At 45.7% G+C, this 19,628-nt stretch carries 18 protein-coding genes; 5 read left to right on the top strand and 13 right to left on the bottom strand.

Translation table 11 applies throughout. The features are described from left to right. Positions 1–8: 8 nt before the first annotated feature. The 11 genes from MP3633_RS04550 to MP3633_RS04500 form a co-directional block, all read right to left on the bottom strand. On the bottom strand, positions 9–782 hold the full coding sequence (locus MP3633_RS04550) for a cobalt-precorrin 5A hydrolase (RefSeq protein ID WP_176334643.1): 774 nt from the start codon (positions 780–782) through the stop codon (positions 9–11). Then, positions 779–1,519 (bottom strand): precorrin-2 C(20)-methyltransferase, encoded by a 741-nt coding sequence (gene cobI / locus MP3633_RS04545; RefSeq protein WP_176334642.1) that lies wholly within the window; start codon positions 1,517–1,519, stop codon positions 779–781. Before cobI ends, MP3633_RS04550 begins: the two co-directional genes overlap by 4 nt. Next, positions 1,516–2,859, bottom strand: coding sequence for a precorrin-6y C5,15-methyltransferase (decarboxylating) subunit CbiE (cbiE, locus tag MP3633_RS04540; protein ID WP_244959840.1), 1,344 nt, complete (start codon positions 2,857–2,859; stop codon positions 1,516–1,518). The genes cobI and cbiE overlap by 4 nt, the downstream gene beginning before the upstream one ends. Positions 2,860–3,044: 185 nt before the next feature. Beyond that, the gene (locus MP3633_RS04535; protein ID WP_176334641.1) at positions 3,045–3,698 is read right to left on the bottom strand and encodes a precorrin-8X methylmutase; all 654 of its coding nucleotides are present in this window, start codon (positions 3,696–3,698) and stop codon (positions 3,045–3,047) included. Beyond that, a complete protein-coding gene (locus tag MP3633_RS04530; protein WP_176334640.1) occupies positions 3,695–4,489 on the bottom strand; it encodes a precorrin-6A/cobalt-precorrin-6A reductase in 795 nt (264 codons plus the stop codon). Before MP3633_RS04530 ends, MP3633_RS04535 begins: the two co-directional genes overlap by 4 nt. Continuing rightward, positions 4,486–5,625, bottom strand: a complete 1,140-nt coding sequence (locus tag MP3633_RS04525; protein ID WP_176334639.1) for a cobalt-precorrin-5B (C(1))-methyltransferase — start codon at positions 5,623–5,625, stop codon at positions 4,486–4,488. The genes MP3633_RS04530 and MP3633_RS04525 overlap by 4 nt, the downstream gene beginning before the upstream one ends. Positions 5,626–5,631: 6 nt before the next feature. Further along, positions 5,632–6,987: a cobyrinic acid a,c-diamide synthase CobB gene (locus tag MP3633_RS04520; protein ID WP_176334638.1), complete on the bottom strand. Its 1,356-nt coding sequence runs from the start codon at positions 6,985–6,987 to the stop codon at positions 5,632–5,634. Positions 6,988–7,008: 21 nt separating this feature from the next. Next, positions 7,009–8,766 carry an ATP-binding protein gene (locus MP3633_RS04515; RefSeq protein ID WP_176334637.1) on the bottom strand — a complete coding sequence of 586 codons (1,758 nt, stop codon included), beginning with the start codon at positions 8,764–8,766 and terminating at the stop codon, positions 7,009–7,011. Between the two features lie 194 nt (positions 8,767–8,960). After that, positions 8,961–11,654 carry an ATP-binding protein gene (locus MP3633_RS04510; RefSeq protein ID WP_176334636.1) on the bottom strand — a complete coding sequence of 898 codons (2,694 nt, stop codon included), beginning with the start codon at positions 11,652–11,654 and terminating at the stop codon, positions 8,961–8,963. Between the two features lie 26 nt (positions 11,655–11,680). Next, the gene (locus MP3633_RS04505; RefSeq protein WP_176334635.1) at positions 11,681–13,465 is read right to left on the bottom strand and encodes an EAL domain-containing protein; all 1,785 of its coding nucleotides are present in this window, start codon (positions 13,463–13,465) and stop codon (positions 11,681–11,683) included. A 294-nt stretch (positions 13,466–13,759) separates the two neighbouring features. Beyond that, positions 13,760–13,915, bottom strand: a complete 156-nt coding sequence (locus MP3633_RS04500; protein ID WP_176334634.1) for a hypothetical protein — start codon at positions 13,913–13,915, stop codon at positions 13,760–13,762. Positions 13,916–13,976: 61 nt separating this feature from the next. Here MP3633_RS04500 and MP3633_RS04495 point away from each other — a divergent pair, with 61 nt between their 5' ends. From MP3633_RS04495 to gloA2, 3 genes are all read left to right on the top strand, one after another. Then, complete coding sequence (locus MP3633_RS04495) at positions 13,977–14,864, top strand: LysR substrate-binding domain-containing protein (protein ID WP_176334633.1); 888 nt, start codon at positions 13,977–13,979, stop codon at positions 14,862–14,864. Between the two features lie 87 nt (positions 14,865–14,951). Next, entirely contained in the window at positions 14,952–15,905 is a 954-nt protein-coding gene (locus tag MP3633_RS04490; RefSeq protein WP_112140464.1) for a LysR family transcriptional regulator, read from the top strand. 11 nt (positions 15,906–15,916) lie between these two features. Further along, positions 15,917–16,306, top strand: coding sequence for an SMU1112c/YaeR family gloxylase I-like metalloprotein (gene gloA2, locus MP3633_RS04485; RefSeq protein ID WP_176334632.1), 390 nt, complete (start codon positions 15,917–15,919; stop codon positions 16,304–16,306). Between the two features lie 114 nt (positions 16,307–16,420). Here the strand turns inward: gloA2 and MP3633_RS04480 are convergent, their stop codons facing one another. Together MP3633_RS04480 and grxD are read right to left on the bottom strand one after the other, a co-directional pair. Next, entirely contained in the window at positions 16,421–17,044 is a 624-nt protein-coding gene (locus tag MP3633_RS04480) for a peroxiredoxin (protein WP_112140466.1), read from the bottom strand. A gap of 84 nt (positions 17,045–17,128) precedes the next feature. Then, entirely contained in the window at positions 17,129–17,458 is a 330-nt protein-coding gene (gene grxD / locus MP3633_RS04475) for a Grx4 family monothiol glutaredoxin (protein ID WP_112140468.1), read from the bottom strand. 244 nt (positions 17,459–17,702) lie between these two features. Between grxD and argF the strand changes: the two genes are divergently transcribed. Further along, positions 17,703–18,608 (top strand): ornithine carbamoyltransferase, encoded by a 906-nt coding sequence (gene argF, locus MP3633_RS04470; RefSeq protein WP_112140470.1) that lies wholly within the window; start codon positions 17,703–17,705, stop codon positions 18,606–18,608. Between the two features lie 89 nt (positions 18,609–18,697). Beyond that, complete coding sequence (locus tag MP3633_RS04465) at positions 18,698–19,624, top strand: LysR family transcriptional regulator (protein ID WP_280526404.1); 927 nt, start codon at positions 18,698–18,700, stop codon at positions 19,622–19,624. Positions 19,625–19,628 lie beyond the last annotated feature (4 nt).

Raw genomic sequence — 19,628 nt, 5'->3', positions numbered from 1 at the left:
GAAAATGACTACAACCCAAACCCTCTCGCCACCGCACAGGTCGCTTTGGCGTTTTTGATTTTATTCAATACGAGTTCTGGTTCAGTACCAGTAACATTTCCCGCAGCCAAAAGCGCTGCGGATTCGGCGACGCCGTAGACTCCGACGGTGTTGAATATGTAGTCAGATTTAGTGCTAAGTAGTGATTCCATCGGGGCGAGTTGTTGGGCGCTGTAGGTGTTGAAGTCCCAGTGGTATTTTGCGGCGAGGGCAATGAGGTTGCTTTCATCCGCTTTGATGTCGATACTGTTTAAGGAATGAATGTCATTTGGCGTTAAGCCTTTTTGCGCAAGGGCGTCGAGCATGAGGCTTTCTAGGAATTCCAGTGGGCAATGTCGTTCGCAGCCCATTCCCAAGGTGTAAATAGGATTCAGGTAAGGTTTCGCTGTGGTCATCACAAGTTGTGCGCCAAGGGATTTTGCCACTTGCGCACCCCACTCGTTGGCGCCGCCTTCATGTCCCGATAACAGCGGGATGACAAATTTACCTTCTTCGTCCAAAACCAAGACTGGCGGGTCTCGATACTTGTCTTGAATCACCGGTGCGAGAGTTCGCATGACGATGCCTGTCGCACAAATAAACACCAACCAATCACCATTTTTAAAGGCGGTTTGTACCGACTCAGCAAAAGGTTTTGGTTTGTAATCAACTCTCACCTCAAGGTTATTCGCCTTAGGCCATTCAGCTTGTAAGCGTTCAGCAAGTTGTTTCCCTGCGGGGGTTAGCGCGACAATGCGTATCACCGTGTGCCTCGCTCGCTTTTTGTCACCACAAACAAGGAAAAGTACGGGCCAGCTTTGTCTTCCAAGGTCGACACATCTCGTACGATGCGTTCGTTTTCACGACCAATGTACTCTAGGTATTTGGCGTCTTGCATACGGTTGGTTTTGCGCAGCGCCATGAGAATACGAGGGCGAGCACGCCCTGCTTTCATGATCACCACACTGTCGTGTTGTTCCAAGGCGGTATCAATCTGCAAAGCGGAATGGCGACCGCTGACCACGGCGAAAGATTCTTTTAGCACCGTGAGCGGATGATTTAACGCCGAAGACGCGGCATTAATAGACGAAACGCCCGGCACCACTTGGCATTGAAAATCGCCTTCTAAGCGTTCTAATAAATACGCGAATGAGCCAAAAAATAACGGATCACCTTCGCACAAAAAAACCACGTCTTTGCCTTGTGCCAATTCGGCGGCGATGGCGTTTGCGCCATTGTCGTAGGCTTCATTCGCCAAAGAGCGATCCGTCGACATGGGCATCACAATGGCAATTTCGTTTTGCACGTGCGTCACGCCAGCAAAGGCTTCACTGGCGATGGTTTTCGCTTGGGAGCCGCCTTCGTCGTTGGCTAGGTAACTCACCACACTTGCGCGCTGGATCAAACGCAATGCCTTGAGTGTAATCAGTTCTGGATCACCAGGGCCGACCCCCACACCAATGAATCGGCCTGTTTTTTGTACTGTAGCAGAGGCACTCATTGTGCGCTTTCCTTATAGATTGTCTTGATCATATGTTCTGCAAAATGCTTTTTAAAATGGTGAAGCGTTACCGGTAAATTGGGGCGAAATAACCGCTGCCCCGCTAAGCGTTCGCCTTTGGCAATAGACACTTGCAGGCTTTGCTCGTCTGCGTCTTGTGCGCTTTCTCGCGCTTGAGCGAATTGCATCACTTGAAATTTGGTGTCTTCCGTCACCGCGCTGACCATCAAACTGCCGCCATCGGGCAATAGATCCCACACTTGCGCCATTAAGGCGCTTAATTCGCCATCGCTGCCGCCAATGAATACTTTGTTGGGGGTTGTATTCTGCTCATTATGTTGAGAAAGCAAATCCACCAGCACGTCGGGCGCTCGACCCGCAACAATGGATAGATTCTGCACTACGCCAAAACGATCTTGGTTGGCCGCTAAACAGGCGAGCCTTTCTGGATGATGTTCAATGGCAATAATCTGGCTACGCGGATGCCAATACGCCATTTCCACACTTACGCCACCGCAACCCGCACCAATGTCCCACACGGTATCGCCCTGTTCAATATTCATATAAGACAAAATCGCCAAGCGTACTTCTCGCTTCGTAATCATGCCTTTGCCGTCGCCTTTGTCAGTGATAAAGGACGCGTCGGGGATGCCCACGGCGCTGGGATAAAAGGAGGTTTGTTGACTAGTTTTCACCACAACGACATTGAGCGGATCACACTCTACTTCGGTTTTAACCAAGGTCTGGGCAACAAAGGAGCGAACTTTTTCCTGCTCGTAACCCAAGGCTTCGCAAACGATGATGTCACTTTGATCCAAACCTGCTTGCACACATTCTTCCGCAATGTGTTTCGGTTGACTGTATTGATCGGTCAATAACACTAAAGTGCTGTTCGACTGCAAATGACGGCGCAAACTCGACAATGGACGACCATGAAGGCTGACCACATTAACGTCTTGTAAGGACAACCCTAAACGATGACACGCCGCTTGAATGCTGGAAACATTCGGATAAAACATCAGGTTTTCGGGTGAAAAAGTACGCATTAACCAAGCGCCAATACCGTAATACAAAGGATCACCCGACGCCAACACCACAACCTGTGTTGCGCCTTGGGTTTGCCACGTCGCAAAGTCGCCTTCTAGCTGCTTGAGCTTGGGCAAATCACAACGCTGAGCCTTGTGGGAATACGCCGCAATGGTGTCATGTTGACGAGGCGAACCTAGCACGATGTCTTGCTCAGATAAGCTTGCCAATGCCGCTTGCGCAGACGCATCAAGGTTTGCGTGTTCGTTCACACCAAGGCCAATTACATGGATTGGCATTTGTGTTTCTGTCATTAACCTACTTCCATTCAATGTCCCCGCACCAAGGAACGAGGTATCTGTGCTTCATTAGAACATCGCAGTCTGCTCCTCCCCCTGTCAAGGGGGAGGCTGGGAGGGGGTCAAAAGCTAACAACCCCATCCTAACTTTCCCCTTGAAGATAAGGGGAAGGAACAAAAAAAACGAGCTTAGTTCCCAATCAATAATACTCGTCCACATTACAGCGCATCAAAGCATTACAGCTGGCCGAGGTCACCGCGCTGCCGCCCATGCGACCCAGCAAGGTGATGCATTCAATGCCCAGCTTTTCGTGCGCTTGCCAAAGGGCGTCTTTCGACTCTGCTGCGCCGACAAACCCCACTGGCATGCCGATAATCAACGCGGGCTTAGGCGCGCCATTTTCGATCATTTCCAACAAGCGAAACAAGGCCGTTGGTGCATTACCGATTAACACCACGCTGCCCGCAAGATCGTCTTGCCACAAACTCAGCGCCGCCATAGAGCGCGTTTCACCTTTGCTTTTGGCTAACTCAGCGGTTCGCGAATCGTTCAAAAAACACAAAGGTTCACGAGTGATCATGCGCTTGGTCACGCCTTGTTTGACCATTTCCACATCGCATAATATGGCGCAATTGTTCGCTAATGCGTCACGTCCAGCTTGGGTTGCATTGGCGCTGAATCGCACTTGTTCGGCCACATCAGGCAAACCAAGGCTGTGCACCACGCGCATAACCACTTGCTGCTGATCTTGGCTTAAACCCGACAAATCGGTGAGTTCACGGATCTGTCTAAAACTGTCGTTCTCGATGGCTTGTGGATTGTTTTCGTATTTATAGTCGTCTGAAGGAGTCACTGTTGGCTGTCTTTTTGTTGATTCTTAGAATGAGTATTGCCCCACATCGCTAAACAGGCTTGTAGGCAATCTTGTGTGTCACTGAATTCTCGATCCGCGGCTGGCAATCTTGGTCGGTTGTGCAGCATTACAGGAATCAATAATTCACGTGCCGCGTCCAGTTTTGAGTAGGTTGCGGAGCCACCGCTGTTTTTACTGACGATCACATCAATGCCTTGCTCACTTAATAACTGACGTTCGTCTGCTAGCGCAAAAGGCCCGATGGCTTTTATCCAATCAATGTTATCTGGCAATGAAAATTTGGGCTCGACGGCCGTTCGCCAGACAATTCGTTCCACACTCGGCAGTTGTAGAATTCGTGTTAGTAAGGTTTCACTCATCTGGCCTGCGCTTAATAATGGCACATGAAAACCATCCAATTGCGCCAATAAGTCATCGTCTGTCTGATAGTAATGCCACACATCGCCGTCTTGTTGCTGCCAAGCAGGACGATGGAAGCGCCAGCAAGGAATGCCAACAACGCGCGCCGCGTCGACCGCTTTGCTGCTCATGGTTTGCGCGTAAGGGTGAGTGACATCGAGAATTGCGCCAATCTGGTTATCCCGTAAGTAATTCGCCAAACCACCAAATTGCGTAAAGCCGCCGACAACGAGCTGGCAATCGACTTTTGGTACACGAACCAAACCCGCTAGGCTGTAAATTACGCTTAGCCCAGATTGGTGCTGTCCTTGATAAAAGGCGTCCGCTAAACGCCGGCCATCGGCGGTGCCACCAAGCAATAAAATTTTCATGGTGTTTCACCCAGGCTGCCTATGTTGCCGTCTACGGCTTTGCCGACAAATTGTCCTTTGCGATCAATCGTCCAAACTTCCAATGCCATGTGATCAGGAATGTATTTTCGAGCAAAGGTTAAGGCTTGCTGACAAATGGCATCGGCGAGCTCTAACCCTGCCGAAGAAGCGAAAGATAAGGCTTCCACGCTGGTATTAGCGTTTGTCATGCGTTCTTGCAACTCTTGATCGGCACCTAAGGTCGCGGCCAGCTCTGCCAACGCACCAAGGTCGATGCTCGACACTCGGCTGTTCAAATCCATATTGCCTTGCGCCAGTTTACTGATTTTACCGAAACCACCGCAGATACTGAGCTTTCTTAACTGGATCGAGTCTGTTTTTTCCACTTTTTTAATATGCTTTAAAACAGCGCCGACAAAGTCACCCATTTCAATAAGTGCCATGTCGTCCAGTTGGTAATGATTTTTTATCGCGTCTTCACTGGCATTGCCTGTGGTCGCAGCGATGTGCGTAATGCCGTTGGCTCGCGCGACATCGATGCCTTGGTGAATAGAGGCAATATACGCCGCGCAGGAAAACGGCCGAACAATGCCCGTAGTGCCTAAAATCGATAAACCGCCCAAAATACCCAATCGAGGATTCATGGTTTTTTGCGCGATTTGCTCGCCATTGATCACGCCAACCGAAACGTCAAATCCACCTTGATATTGGTAGGTCTGTGCGAAGCCTTCTAGATGTTCTGTCATCATTTTACGCGGCACAGGATTGATCGCTGGTTCGCCTACATCAAGTAATAAACCTGTGCGAGTCACCGTGCCAACCCCTTGCGCCGCATGAAAGCGCACACCTTTTTCTGGTGCGAGGCGAAGCTCGACAAATAAGGTCGCACCATGAGTTGCGTCCGGGTCGTCTCCTGCGTCTTTGATGGTGGCGGTTTTAAAACCGCCCTCAATCACTTGGTATTCGATGATCGGCTGATCAATCACTTTACCTTTGGGTAAGGTGACGCTGACCGTGGCGTCTTGTTTCTGGGCAAAAAGTGCTTGCGCCGCGGCCACGCAACAGGCTGTAGCGCAGGTTCCGGTGGTTAAACCAGTACGCAGTGGCGCGGGGAATTCTGCACTTTCAGGCCACATGACTTGCTAGTCCTGTTGATCCGCTAAAAAAAGCTTAGCGGTCGCATTAAGATTAGAAGGAAAAAACAAATGCAAGTAACTGGCGGTTAAGCCTTTTTGCTGATAAATCGCTTCGCCCGGTGCGGGATGTCGTTGACGTCGACCATAACCGACAGGTTCTGGTGTGTTGGCGCTACGAGACCGATGATGTGCGTGTCCACGAATGTCACCTTGAGGAATCACCGCCGTTTGCATGCCCTGACAACCACGCTTCCCGCGCATCGCGCCTTGCCCTTCTAAGATGCCGAGCATCGGGTAGCAGTCATCGTTCAAATCGGTTAAATCGTTCAAGCTATACAACATGCCGCCGCACTCAGCCAAGATGCCTTTGCCCGTTTGATAAAACGCATGAATGGCTTGGCGCATGGCGGTGTTGTCCGACAAGGCTTTGGCGTGCAATTCTGGGTAACCACCTGGCAGCCAGAGTGCATCGGCTTCAGGCAAGGTTTGATCTTTTAATGGCGAGAAAAACACTACTTTTGCGCCCATGCTTTGTAGCGCGATAAGATTCGCATCGTAAATAAAACTGAACGCTGCGTCTTTGGCAACGGCGATGATTTTACCCGCTAAGCGTTGTTCAATGGTTTGTTCTGCATCGGTCTGCTTATTCACAGAGACTTTCTTATTAATAGAATAAAAGACAACGGCTTTTGGTAGTTCTAATAAGCCCGTGTCTTTGGTTTCTTTTAACCATTCGACCGCCGCTTCAAAACGAATTTCTAACTCGTCTTTCACTTCGTCCGCTTGCACTAACCCTAAGTGACGCTCTGGTAAGGTAATGCCTTCGTCGCGTTTTAGTGTTGCCAATAACGGCAGATTTTCTGGCAACGCATCGCGAATCAATTCCGCATGACGTTCGCTTCCGCAACGGTTAGCGATAAGTCCCGCGACTTGCACATCGTCACGAAAATTCGCCAAACCTGTCGCCAGCGCGGCGGCGGTTTGCGCCATGCCTTTTACATCCATAACAATCGCCATGGGAATACCAAAACGAGCCGCAAGGTCGGCACTGGAGGGATCACCATCAAACATGCCCATTGCGCCTTCGACGAGAATCAAATCCGCTACTTGCGCAGCTTGGAACAATTTATCTTGGCAGTAATCGTCTCCTGCCATCCAGATGTCGAGCTGTTCAACGGGTTGCTTAGACGCTTGCGCGAGAATTTGCGGATCTAGGTAATCAGGGCCGGTTTTAAACACTCGAACCACTTTTCCCTGGTTGGTGAAATAACGCGCCAACGCAGCCGTAATGGTGGTTTTACCCTGATTTGACGCTGGCGCCGTCAAAAACAACGCAGGGCAATGAACAACAGAAGCAGTCATAAAACGGTCTCTAAAAAGTGTCTAAAAGTTCTCTAAAAGAGAGTTCAATAAAACGTATTGTGCCCCCAAATGCTGGGCAATGTCTTGGCCTCGGCCACGCTTAATCGGCGCATTTTCGGTGTCAATTAATACCGTGTTGCCTTGCAGTGCAAGGTCTGACACATCGGCTTGGGTGCGACCGTCAGTCAATATGTAGGTTTGGCTGTGTAATCCCGCGTTTGTGTGATGTTGCTGCACCAAATATTGGCTGGCGTTTTCTATAGCGATGCGAAACGGCGTACCGCCGCCTGCGCCGAGGTTATCTAATACCTCTGAAATTTCTTTTGGCGCTCGGACTCTTGGCAAGATGGACGACACGCTGTCTTGGCCAAAGCCCAAAATCGCGATCTGTTCGCGGGCTAAATACGCACGATTGGCAATGTCTAAAATTACCCCTTTGGCCTTTGCAAACACACCTTGGCTTAACGTTGACGCCGAGGTATCCAGCAGCACCAAATGCAAAACCGCTTGTCCGGTTTTATCCGCTTTGTGAGTCAGCTGCTTTGGCGGCCATTCTTGCGGTTGGCTGACAATGCTACGAAACCAATCAATGCCATTGGCCGTTTGTACGGCATCAGGACGATAACCGCCCTGCTGCTTGCCTTTATGCTTTCCCGGCGCCACCTCGCTCAATCTATTCATGGCTGAGCTGGCTTGCGGTTCTTCGTCGAGCGTTACTTTAATCGGCGAACTCGTCGCCAATGTTTGCGGCGTCATGCTCCCCCAATCACCTTGACCTTTTTCCTCTGGCGGCGTGTTTTGCACATCGCTCGAATCTGAACGAGGCTGTTGCGACAAGGACGGCGATTGAGACGGTGAGGATTCAGGTCGACGTGAAGGAGGGCTAGCAGGTTGAGGCGGTGTTTTCGCTTGTCGACGATGCGCTAACACTAAATCTTCAACCATTTGAATGTCTTCTTTTTCAACGGCTTTGGCGCCGCGCCAAGCCGCATGTGCCATGGCAGCACGAATCCAAACAATGTCAGCACGAACGCCATCAACCATTGCGTCTTGACAACGTGTTGCAACGTCCATGCGCAATGCGTCGGAGCATCGAATTTTGCTCAAAGTTTCTCTAGCTAATCGAATGCTGTTTTTTAAATTACGTTGTTTGTATTTGAATGCATCGCAGAAAGATTTTGCATCTTGGTCGTATTCGTCACGCAGTCGTACAATTTGCACTCGCTCTTCAAGACTGTATTGATTGCCAAGTTCGACCATTAAACCAAAACGATCTTGCAACTGTGGACGCAACTCCCCTTCGTCTGGGTTCATGGTGCCAACAAGTAAAAAGCGAGATTCATGTTCGTGACTAATGCCATCGCGCTCGATTCGGTTGACACCGCTGGCGGCCACATCAAGCAGTTGGTCTACAAGGTGATCGGCAAGCAAGTTCACTTCGTCAACATACAGCACACCGCCATGAGCTCGGCTGAGCAAACCGGGTTTAAACACAACCTGTTTGTCTTGTAATACTTGCTCTAAGTCTAATGCACCGAGCAAACGGTCTTCACTGGTGCCAAGCGGCAAGGTAGCGAACGGAACCTGTTCTGCATCGTCTAATGCAGGCATGACGCCAGACAAACCACGAGCCAAAGTAGATTTTGCCGAGCCACGAGGACCACTAATTAACACACCGCCGATTTGTGGGTTAATCGCACAAAGTATTAAAGCCAATTTCAGCAGCTCTTGCCCAGCCACCGCGGTAAAGGGAAAATCGTTAGAGGCTAGACGGGTCATTGGGCTACCTGTGGCGGTTGAATAAAATCGAAAAGGCGTTGTCTGAAACGTGCTGTCTAAAAAGGAAAAGCACAAGCCCTTTATTGTAGGTGTTTTTGTTGTGTTTTGTCTTGTGTGACCTTATCTTTGCCTCATATTCATGTCAAACGCAAAGCCTTCAGGTGAAATTGAATATAAGCCATGCTGGATAACAATTACTCGAGCTTTTGGTATTGCACCACAAGCTCCTCAACCAAACCTAAATCAAATTGCGTAATAGCACCTTGAATCGCTTTTTTATGAGTCAATGGCAGTACAGGTTTTAACACTTCAAACACATATTCTGCTTGCTGCATGTCGCCATTTCTGGCAGCTGACAACAAAGGCAGCCAGCTGTCCGCCGTCAGCGAATTCAACTCAGTACCACTCACTTCAGTGATAGCAGAATCTTTCTTTTCCTGTAGACAAAGCAATGGTTCAAGCAAAGGAACAAACTGTACATCCAGATGAGCCACCAAGGATTTGTGAATCTCTTCTGCTCGATAAGGTTTCCCAATGACCTGCCAAAAGCCTTGATCAAGTAACGCTTGCTGTTCATGAGTAAGGCTAGAAGCGGTCACAGCGACAATGGGGATATCGCGATATACATCGTCTTTTTGAATGGCTTTTAGTAAGTCTATACCGGTTTTATTTGGCATTCTAATGTCTGTCATCACTAGATCAGGGGGATTCGTCTTAAAAGCTTGTATGGCTTGTTCTCCATCCTCTACCTCAATCACCTGACAACCAGCTTTTTCCAGTAAAGACACGAGAATATCTCTCGACCATACATCGTCTTCTACCACCAAAACCGTGATGGGGTCGTTTAGTCGCATATTAAGAACAGTACTCTGCTCATCAAAATCCTCTATATCATCACTGGCAACTTGTAATAGTGGTAAATCAATGATGATTTGCGTCCCCACACCTCCGCTACTTTTGACCGATAACGAACCCTGCATCAATTTAACCAAGGTCATCGACAACGCCAAACCTAAGCCAGTTCCACCTGACGCCGCGCCCGCTTTACCTTGAACAAAAGGGGTAAAGAGATCTTCCATCAATTCGGTTTCTATTCCAGGTCCAGTATCTTCTATACTGATATGAATGCGTTCCTCTACGATCAGAACCACTGCTTTCACATACCCTTCTGTGGTGAACTTCACCGCATTACCCAGTAAATTTGTGAGTATTTGCTGGAGCTTAACCGGATCCATCCACACAAATTGCTGATCGTCGATATTACATTCAACACTTAAACTTAACCCTTTTTCCTGTGCCTGACCTTGAAGCAGCTTGCCAATTTGGCTGACTTCTTTACACAGATTGATTTTTTGCTCATGCAACACAAGTCGCCCAGACTCAATTCGAGCAATGTCTAAAATATCGTTGATCAGCCCTAACAATCGATCGCCAGCGCTCGCTATTGATAAAAAACGCGTTCGTGAAACGCCTGTGAGTTGATTGTCTTCTCCAATGAGCTGGGCATAACCAATAATGGCATTTAAAGGGGTGCGAATTTCATGGCTCATATTGGCCAAAAATTGGCTTTTGGCCTGATTGGCTTGCTCTGCGGCCTCTTTTGCCTGCTCCAGCTGCATCGAAACATTTTTTTGTTCGGTAATATCACTCATGATGTCGCCAAATGACGTCGCTTTACCATTTTCATCGCGCAACACAAAATACATTTCATAAGTAGAAAAAACGCGTCCATCTCGGCTTCTTGCCTGTAACTCCCCTTCCCATATGTCATTCTCTTTAAGGTAAGGAATGACAGTTTCTTGCAGGAATTTCTGACTGGCTTCTGGGTAGAATTCAAGATAATTCAATGTCCCCGACGACGGTTCACCTATTTCCTCTTTCACACCAAGTAATGTGCGTATTTTTTCATTAAAATAGGTGATATTTCCATCTAAGGTCGTCATCGCAAAGCCCTGAGCGGAGTTGTCTGCGAAGCTTTTAAATTGTTTGAGTTGATTGATAAGACGATGACGTTCCGTGATATCTCGAGCGATACCTAAGGTGCCACGAAAGTGAATAGAAGGTTCGATAACAGGAACACGATAAACCTCGAATAAACGTGGCGCCCTTCCATCTTTCGGAAAACCCCAGCTTTGTTCATGCAAGGTTATGCCCGTTTGTAACGCTTCGTTGTCTCTACCTTGATAATACTCACCTTTACCATCTAGGTTTAAATCTTGGTCACTCTTACCCTTAATGCCTTCTTCTGAAATTGAGTTAAAGTCTAAAAAAGCCTGATTGCAATCTAGATAATTTCCTTGCTCATCTTTCGACCACACGATATCGGGAATATTATTAAGCAAAGAGGACAACGTTAACTCTCGACGTTGAGATTCCTCACGAGCTGCGATGAGCTCGTTCTCTGTCGTGACTAAATGACCTATATCTTCGAAAATACCAGCAACGCTTCGCACTCGATTGCGCCCATCAATTCGAGTGACGTTGCCTCGCATTTCTACCCAGAAATAATCATTGTTTGGGTTTTTAATGTTTAGCCTGATTGAGCTGGGCATGGCCCCCATTTCTTTCTCTAGTAATGCCTTCCTCCAGTGTTCAAACCTGACTTGGTCATCAGGAGATAAAAAATCCAGCCATTCACTTAAATGCTTAGGGGTTTTTCTTTCATCAAACCCAAGCTGTATGAAGAATTCAGAGGAAGTGTACAGTCGATTATTCTCGGGAAACCATTCCCAAACGCCTGCATTGGTCGCCAGGATAGCTCTTGAATAGCGCCGCTGTAAGAGTTTAAAGCGAACTAAAAATACCAGCTGTAAAACAACTAAGAACAGAGCCGTTAGACAAAACAAAACCACAAGCAGTTTGAAAAGCGCTGGAAACTCAACATCCATATTTAGGTATCCTAAAAAATAATTTATTACAATTTTTCGGGTTTATGGAAGTGATAACCTTGCCCCCATTCCACCCCAAGCAGCTTGAGTTTATTGACAATGGTTTGGTTTTCAACAAACTCAGCGACCACCGGCTTATCTAGCATTTTTGCAAGCTTAACAATGGAGTCGACCATGCCGTAGTGAATGTCATTAACATGCATATCTTTAATAAACATGCCATCAATTTTAATTAGATCAAAAGGCAAATCCGTTAAATAAGCAAACGACGAAAAGCCAGTACCAAAGTCATCCAAAGCGATACTGCAACCGCTTCCATGAAGCATTGCCATAAACTTACGCGTATCTGAAAAGTTATTTAACGCTTCAGTTTCCGTAATTTCAAAGCAAAATTTACGACCATCTAATTGATAATACGCCAGCCGTTCAATAATAAATTCGGCAAAACCTGACTGACGCACAGATAAGGCCGATACATTAAGCGCCACTTGATCAACTTGCTCCCACAAGCCTTCCCTTTCTGCTAATTGCTTCATGGTATGGTTAATGACCCAACGATCAATTTTAGAAATGATTCCAAATCGCTCCGCCGCTCGAATAAAGTCATTAGGGTAAATCAGCCCGCCCGATTCTTCATCTTTCAGCCTTACCAAAATTTCTATCTTTTTTCTCGGTTCATCACTATTCAATGAACAAACTTGCTGAAAATGCACTTCAAACAAATCCTTTTCAAGACCATCAATAATACGTAGCCCCCAATTTAGGTTGCCACGATGCTCATCATAGGAAAGGTCTTTTGCATTCTTTATAATTCGAGAATGTATTCCTGATTTTTTACTTGCGTAACACACTTCATCGGCCAACATCACGACTTGCTCAAACGACACCATATCAAGTGTTATTGGTATTGCCACTTGCGTCACACTCATTCGAAATTGACGCTCATCCCAAACGAAAGAAAAATTCTTAATCCCTTTTTGAAGCAAACGAAATAAAGACTCAACAGATTCGTCTCCACCCTTACTCACCACTATGGCAAATTTGTCGCCACTTAACCGCGCGCAGAAATCACGTTGAGGATCAATAAACTCACTTATTAAGGATGCCAGCTGATGCAACAACTCATCGCCAGCAATGCAGCCGCATGAATCATTTATCAAGCGAAATTCATTCACATCAATCAAAATAAAAAAAGGAATGTGCTTAGACGTTTCTGATTGAACATCTGAAATAATATGGGAAATGTGTTCGTCGAGTGCATCTCGGTTGTAAAGCTGCGTAACGAAATCATGTTGGGCAAGATATTTCAGCCTATCTTGCATATAGCGTCTTTCGCTTACCTCTTTACGAAGATTCCGATTCACTAGATTTAGGTCAGAAGTACGCTCTCTTACTTTTTCTTCCAATGAAACCGTAAGCGCTCTTAATTCATGGACTAATTGAAACTTTTCTAATTGATGCTGAACTCTAGAGCGCACTTCTTCAATCCGGATAGGCTTACTGATGTAATCGTTTCCACCGACTTCAAAGCCACGACTAATATCGTCTGCTAATGCCGTCACAAAAATGACAGGAACATCTTTGTATCTCGGATGAGATCGAATACGGCGACAGGTTTCAAAACCGTCTATCCCGCCCATCATGACATCCAATAAAATCAAACATGGCTGCGTTCTTTCTAGTAACTCTAGGGCGCGTTCACCCGAGTTAGCAACAGCAATCTTACAATCTAATGCAGCAATTACATCCTGTAAAACCCGTAAATTTTCTGGTACATCGTCGACAATTAACACTGTTGGAGATTGCTTCATACCTAGCCATGCCTTCCATATGGTTTCAAAACTACCCGAATAGAGTAATGAAAACACTGTAATCGAACAATTAATATGCAATATAGACAAATACTAACTCTGTTTCTTATAGAAGATCTATATAAGTTATGTATCTAAAAAGTAACCCAGCAACGAACACTTGGCACCAAATTCCGGCATAGTTTAAAATTCAATATTAAAAAAGAGAAAAATGTATATAAAGCTAGCCCTTACTGCCCACCATTGGTATTTGAGTCTATTCTGGCCGTCGGTGCTAATGACCAACAACAGAGTTTAAAAAATCAGAACGCTAGCATCGATCGCTTTTTGTAGAAATTGATCGCAGAAACCAAACTCGGTGCTGAGTTCATCGATAAAACTGAAGTTAGTTTCATTCCAAAAAAACAGAATCAATAATCTGTTGGCTTTTTTATTAATACCTTCGCGCATTTATGATATCAAAAGACATTAGCGCTACTCATCAAAACGAAAACGAGGCTACAATAGCCAAATGAGAATCACACTTAGACAATTACAAATATTTGAAGCCGTTGTTCATACTGGATCCGTTACAGCCGCGGCTGAAATGGTATCCATAAGTCAACCAGCAGCAAGCCAAGCATTAAGAGAACTAGAGGCCTTACTAGGTCGCCCTCTTTTTCGCCGACATGGCAAGCGCTTACAAATAACCCCACAAGCCAGACACCTTCTCCCGCAAGCTCGCGCGGTTCTTAGTCAAATAGAACAAATAGAAAGCATGGGCAATGAAGATGAACTCAGTGGCTCTTTGCATTTGGCAGCAAGTGTGAGTGTTGGCAACTATTTACTCCCTAAGCAAATGTCTTTATTTAAGCGTGAGCATCCCAATATTCGCTTTAATTTAGAAATTGGGAATACGCAAAGTGTCATTCAACAATTACTGACTGGGAAAGCCGAGGTTGGTTTTATTGAAGGCTACTGCCAGCACGCAGAATTAATGACGCAGGTATGGTTAAAAGACGAGCTTGTTGTATTTGGTTCTGTCGAAGAAGAGCGTTCTGAAAATTTATCTTGGGAGGATTTAAAACAAGCCAACTGGGTTATGCGTGAATCAGGCTCTGGCACTCGTAATATTCTGGAACAAGCCACAGCAGCTCAAATTCCTCAACTCAATGTGGTGCTTTCTCTTGCTCATATGGAGGCAGTAAAGCAGGCCGTCATTCATCAAATGGGGCTCGGGTGTTTATCTCGTATGGCCATTTCCCAAGAGTTAAACTCGGGACTAATTCGCCTTTATCATACGCCATTGGAACTTAACCGAAACCTACTGATTGTTACACCAAAAAATACAGCACTAACACAAAACGCCCAACGCTTTATCGACCTATGTCGCGCCGTTCCAATCTTAGCGAATAGTTAAATCATGAACTTCGCGGTTGTAGTTTGCACCAAGGAAAATACAATCAATTCATATAATAGACCAATCATGTGAATCACATAAAAAAGTATGAATATTAATAAAATAGACCTTAATCTTCTTATTTATCTTGATGTGTTATTAAGAGAATGCAACGTCACTCGCTCTGCAAGTAAGCTTAACATTACTCAGCCAGCCATGAGCAATGGCTTGAAAAGGTTGCGTGATTTACTCAGCGATCCTCTACTTGTTCGAACCAGCGAAGGTATGAAACCGACTGAAAAAGCCCTTCGCCTTCAGCCGATTGTTCGTAAAGTCTTACTTGAGTTAGAAGAAGCCCTACAACCAGAGGCAGACTTCAATGAAGGTACAAGTACACGTGTGTTTAGAATCATGGCCAGTGATTACGCAACCTCAACCGTTATTCCTCGATTACTGAATCGTCTGCGTGAACACGCCCCTGGCATTACGCTGGACATCATGACACCAAGCGATGTGACTTTTCATGATGTTGAAGCTGGCAGGATTGATATGGCCATCAACCGCTTTGAAGAGTTACCACAATCGTTTCATCAGAAAAGTGTGTGGTTCGATACCTTTGTCTGCATGATGAGTTCAAAAAATCCGATAAAAGACCATTTTGATATTGATGCGTACCTCCAGGCCCAACACATCTGGGTCAGTAAAACAGGCTTCGGCGTCGGTGTGGGCATGGACCCTACCGATGTACAAAAACTCGGCTGGGTGGATGAAGCACTGCAAGCGCTTGACCGCAAGCGCAGCATTCGGGTGTTCACGAGAAGTTATCACACCGCAATGCATCTGGCTCTGGAGCAGGATCTTATCGCCACCTTGCCTAAAAAGGTCGCAATGATCAATAAGAAAAATCCAGATTTGGTTATTCTCGATCCCCCGTTCAATATTCCAAAAATTGAGTTGAAAATGATTTGGAGCCCTTTACTGCATCACGACGCGAGCCACATTTGGTTTAGACGACAAGTCATCGATGTAGCCAATGAGCTAAAAGCACAAACTAAACAATAAAAAGTAGGATTATGTTTACCGTTTCTCATGTCCATCATGTTGCCATTATTTGCTCTGACTATGACGTCTCAAAGCGCTTCTACAATGAAATTCTTGGGTTCAAAATTGTTGAAGAAACCTACCGAGAAGCACGCCAGTCTTATAAATTAGATCTTGCTATCAATGAGCACCAACAAATAGAACTTTTCTCTTTTCCATCACCGCCAGCAAGACCTTCCCATCCAGAAGCACAAGGACTAAGACACTTGGCGTTTGCAGTACAGGATCTAGAATCATGCATCCAACACTTAAATAAGCATGGCATTATCACAGAGGACATTAGGCTGGATGATTTAACGGGGAAACGCTTTACCTTTTTTGCCGACCCAGATGGCTTACCTCTTGAGCTTTACGAAGGGTAAAAGCGAAAATTCGAAACACCATAATGAAGACAATAAAAAAGCGTCCATTAGTTTTCATAATGAACGCTTTTATCAACTATTCATGACAACTTTTACTTACTGTAAAAGTGAGCCTTATAGCGATTTAGAATTTTCAGCAAGGTAAGATGCAACACCTTCAGGTGAAGTATTCATACCTTTGTCACCTTTGTTCCAGCCTGCAGGGCAAACTTGGCCGTTCTCTTCGAAGAACTGAAGTGCGTCTACAACACGAACCAACTCATCCATGTTACGACCAATAGGCTCGTCGTTTACAACTTGTGAACGAACGATACCTTTTTGATCGATTACGAAAGAAGCACGCATCGCAACACCCGCTGGGTAGTAAGAATCACCGCCCTCAGATTCAATGCCATACGCTTTAGCAATAGCATGATCCATATCGGCCGCTAGCGTGTATTCAACAGCGCCGATACCACCTTGCTCTACTGGGGTGTTACGCCAAGCGTTGTGAGTAAAATGAGAATCGATAGAAACACCAACAACTTCTACGCCCATTTCACGAAATTTATCCATGCGATGAGACATAGCAATAATTTCAGACGGGCATACAAAAGTGAAATCCAATGGATAGAAAAACACGATAGCGTATTTACCTTTGATCGTTTCAGACAAGCTGAAAGAATCCACAATTTGGCCATCAGCCAATACCGCTGGAACTGTAAAATCAGGCGCTTTTTTACCAACTAAAATAGACATCTTTAAAATCTCCTTTATTTCTTAAAATTTAACAGACTAATGTTTCATCAAATAATGTCGCCCTTAAACAGACAACGTATTAGCTTACTCTTCAGTTGTACCAACAGCAGCGTTAATCAAGGTTTGCAATTCACCGTTACCTGCCATTTCAACAATAATGTCACAGCCGCCAACTAACTCACCTTTGATCCAAAGCTGTGGAAACGTTGGCCAGTTAGCGAATTTTGGCAGCTCTGCACGAATATCTGGATTGTCTAAAATATTCACAAAAGCAAAACGCTCACCACAAGCCATAAGAGCTTGAACCGCCTGAGAGGAAAAACCACACTGAGGCGCACGAGGGTTACCTTTCATGTATAGCAGGATATCATTGCTATTAATTTGCTCTTTAATTGTTTCGATTGTATTACTCATATTAAAAACCTCGTTCTTGGACTGCGTCTAACATGGCGACAAACACATTGTTAATGCCACCACAAAATGAACAACCACTAAATTCATTTAAAGTTGCATCAGTTTATTGGGTCTGGTGGTGCATTTACAACCCCAAGAAGACGCTTTCCTTTGCTCTTTCTATCGTTAATTGCCCTTTACTCACTTACCTGAGTGTATTAAATTGGTCGATTCCCTTTTCAAAAGACAATTAAGGAGCTCTAGCGTGTCGCCAAGACATTTTCTTACTCTGAAAGATCTAACTTCTGATGAGTTAAAACAGTTACTACTACGAGCTTCTGAGCTTAAGAAAATTCATCATGAAGGCACTTTATTCCAACCGTTGAAAAACCGAGTACTGGCGATGATTTTTGAAAAATCGTCCACTCGTACTCGCGTTTCTTTCGAAGCGGGTATGGCTCAATTGGGTGGTCACGCGCTTTTCCTTTCGTCCCGTGATACCCAGCTTGGGCGTGGTGAACCGGTAGAAGACAGTGCTCGGGTCATCTCCAGCATGGTAGATGCCGTGATGATCAGAACATTTGACCATGAAACCATTGAAACCTTTGCTAAATACTCATCGGTTCCGGTTATCAATGCCCTTACGGACGACTATCATCCGTGCCAACTTCTTGCTGACATGCAGACTTATCAAGAGCATAGAGGCTCCATTGAAGGTAAAAAAGTAGTCTGGGTCGGTGATGGCAATAACATGTGTAACTCTTACATTAACGCCGCCGCACTCCTAAACTTTCAACTTGTCGTCGCCTGCCCTGTGGGATACGAGCCAAATGCAGACCTAGTTGAAGAGCATAAAGACCGCGTCACTGTCGTTCATAACACTCATGAAGCAGCAAAAGGCGCCGACCTCATTGTTACTGACGTATTTGCCTCTATGGGGCAAGAAGACGAGCAAGAACAACGCCTGAAAGATTTTGATGGCTTCCAAGTAAATTCAGAGCTTATGGCAAAAGCCAACCCAGATGCGCTATTCATGCATTGTTTGCCAGCACACCGTGGTGAAGAAGTGTCTGCCGATGTCATAGATCGCACAGACTCTGTCGTATGGGATGAAGCAGAAAACCGCCTGCACGCACAAAAAGCATTACTTGAGTTTTTATTGTGCCGCTAACACAATAAAAAAGCTCGTCTGGGCGCAATCATCCAGCGAGCTTTTTTATATCCAACACATTGAAAAAAACGCATCAACCGTGAATTACTATGAGCATTATTGAAGTTAGGCATTTAAAAACACTGACCGCGTTAAGAGAAACAGGCAGCTTAGTCGAAGCCGCTGAACGAGTACATTTAACGCAGTCTGCTTTATCTCACCAGCTCAAAGATCTAGAAGAGAAGCTAGGCTGCCCATTATTCATTCGAAAAACCAAACCTGTCCGCTTCACCAGTGCTGGACTGCGTTTATTACAACTTGCCGATGATGTTCTACTCTCATTTCGATCCGCTCAGCGAGATATTCACCGCTTTGCAGAAGGCGAAAGCGGCCGTTTACACATCGCCATCGAGTGCCACAGTTGCTATGAATGGCTCATGCCAACGATTGATCACTTTCGTGAACATTGGCCAGATGTCGAGCTAGACCTTTCTACGGCGTTTGGCTTTATGCCTCTGCCTGCCCTCGCTCGTGGCGATTTAGATTTAGTGGTAACATCCGACCCTCAAGATATTCCCAATATTGAATACATCCCTTTATTTCAATATGAATCGCAAGTCGCCCTGTCTCGACATCATCCATTGGCAAAAAAAGAGTTTCTAAGCCCGGAAGATTTCGAGAAAGAAACACTCATCACCTATCCTGTTGAAACAGAGCGACTGGATATTTTTAAACATTTTCTAAACCCTGCCGGTATTTCACCTGCCAAAATCCGCCACAGCGAGCTAACGCTCATGATGATGCAATTGGTTGCCAGTGGTCGTGGTCTATGCTGTCTGCCTAATTGGGCATTAACAGAATACACAAATCGGCAATATGTGATGACAAAATCACTTGGTGAAGAAGGTGTTTGGTGTAAGCTCTATTTGGCAATCAGAAAAGACCAGCGTGAAAACGCCTACATGGAAGACCTTATATCTACGGCATCTAAAACGTGCTTTAAGAACCTAAAAGGCATTCTAGCCCCAGAACTTTAGGGAC

Source organism: Marinomonas primoryensis, from assembly GCF_013372285.1.
GTDB lineage: Bacteria > Pseudomonadota > Gammaproteobacteria > Pseudomonadales > Marinomonadaceae > Marinomonas > Marinomonas primoryensis.
Note: the sequence above shows the minus strand (reverse complement) of the source record. Positions and strands in the feature narration are given on the sequence as shown.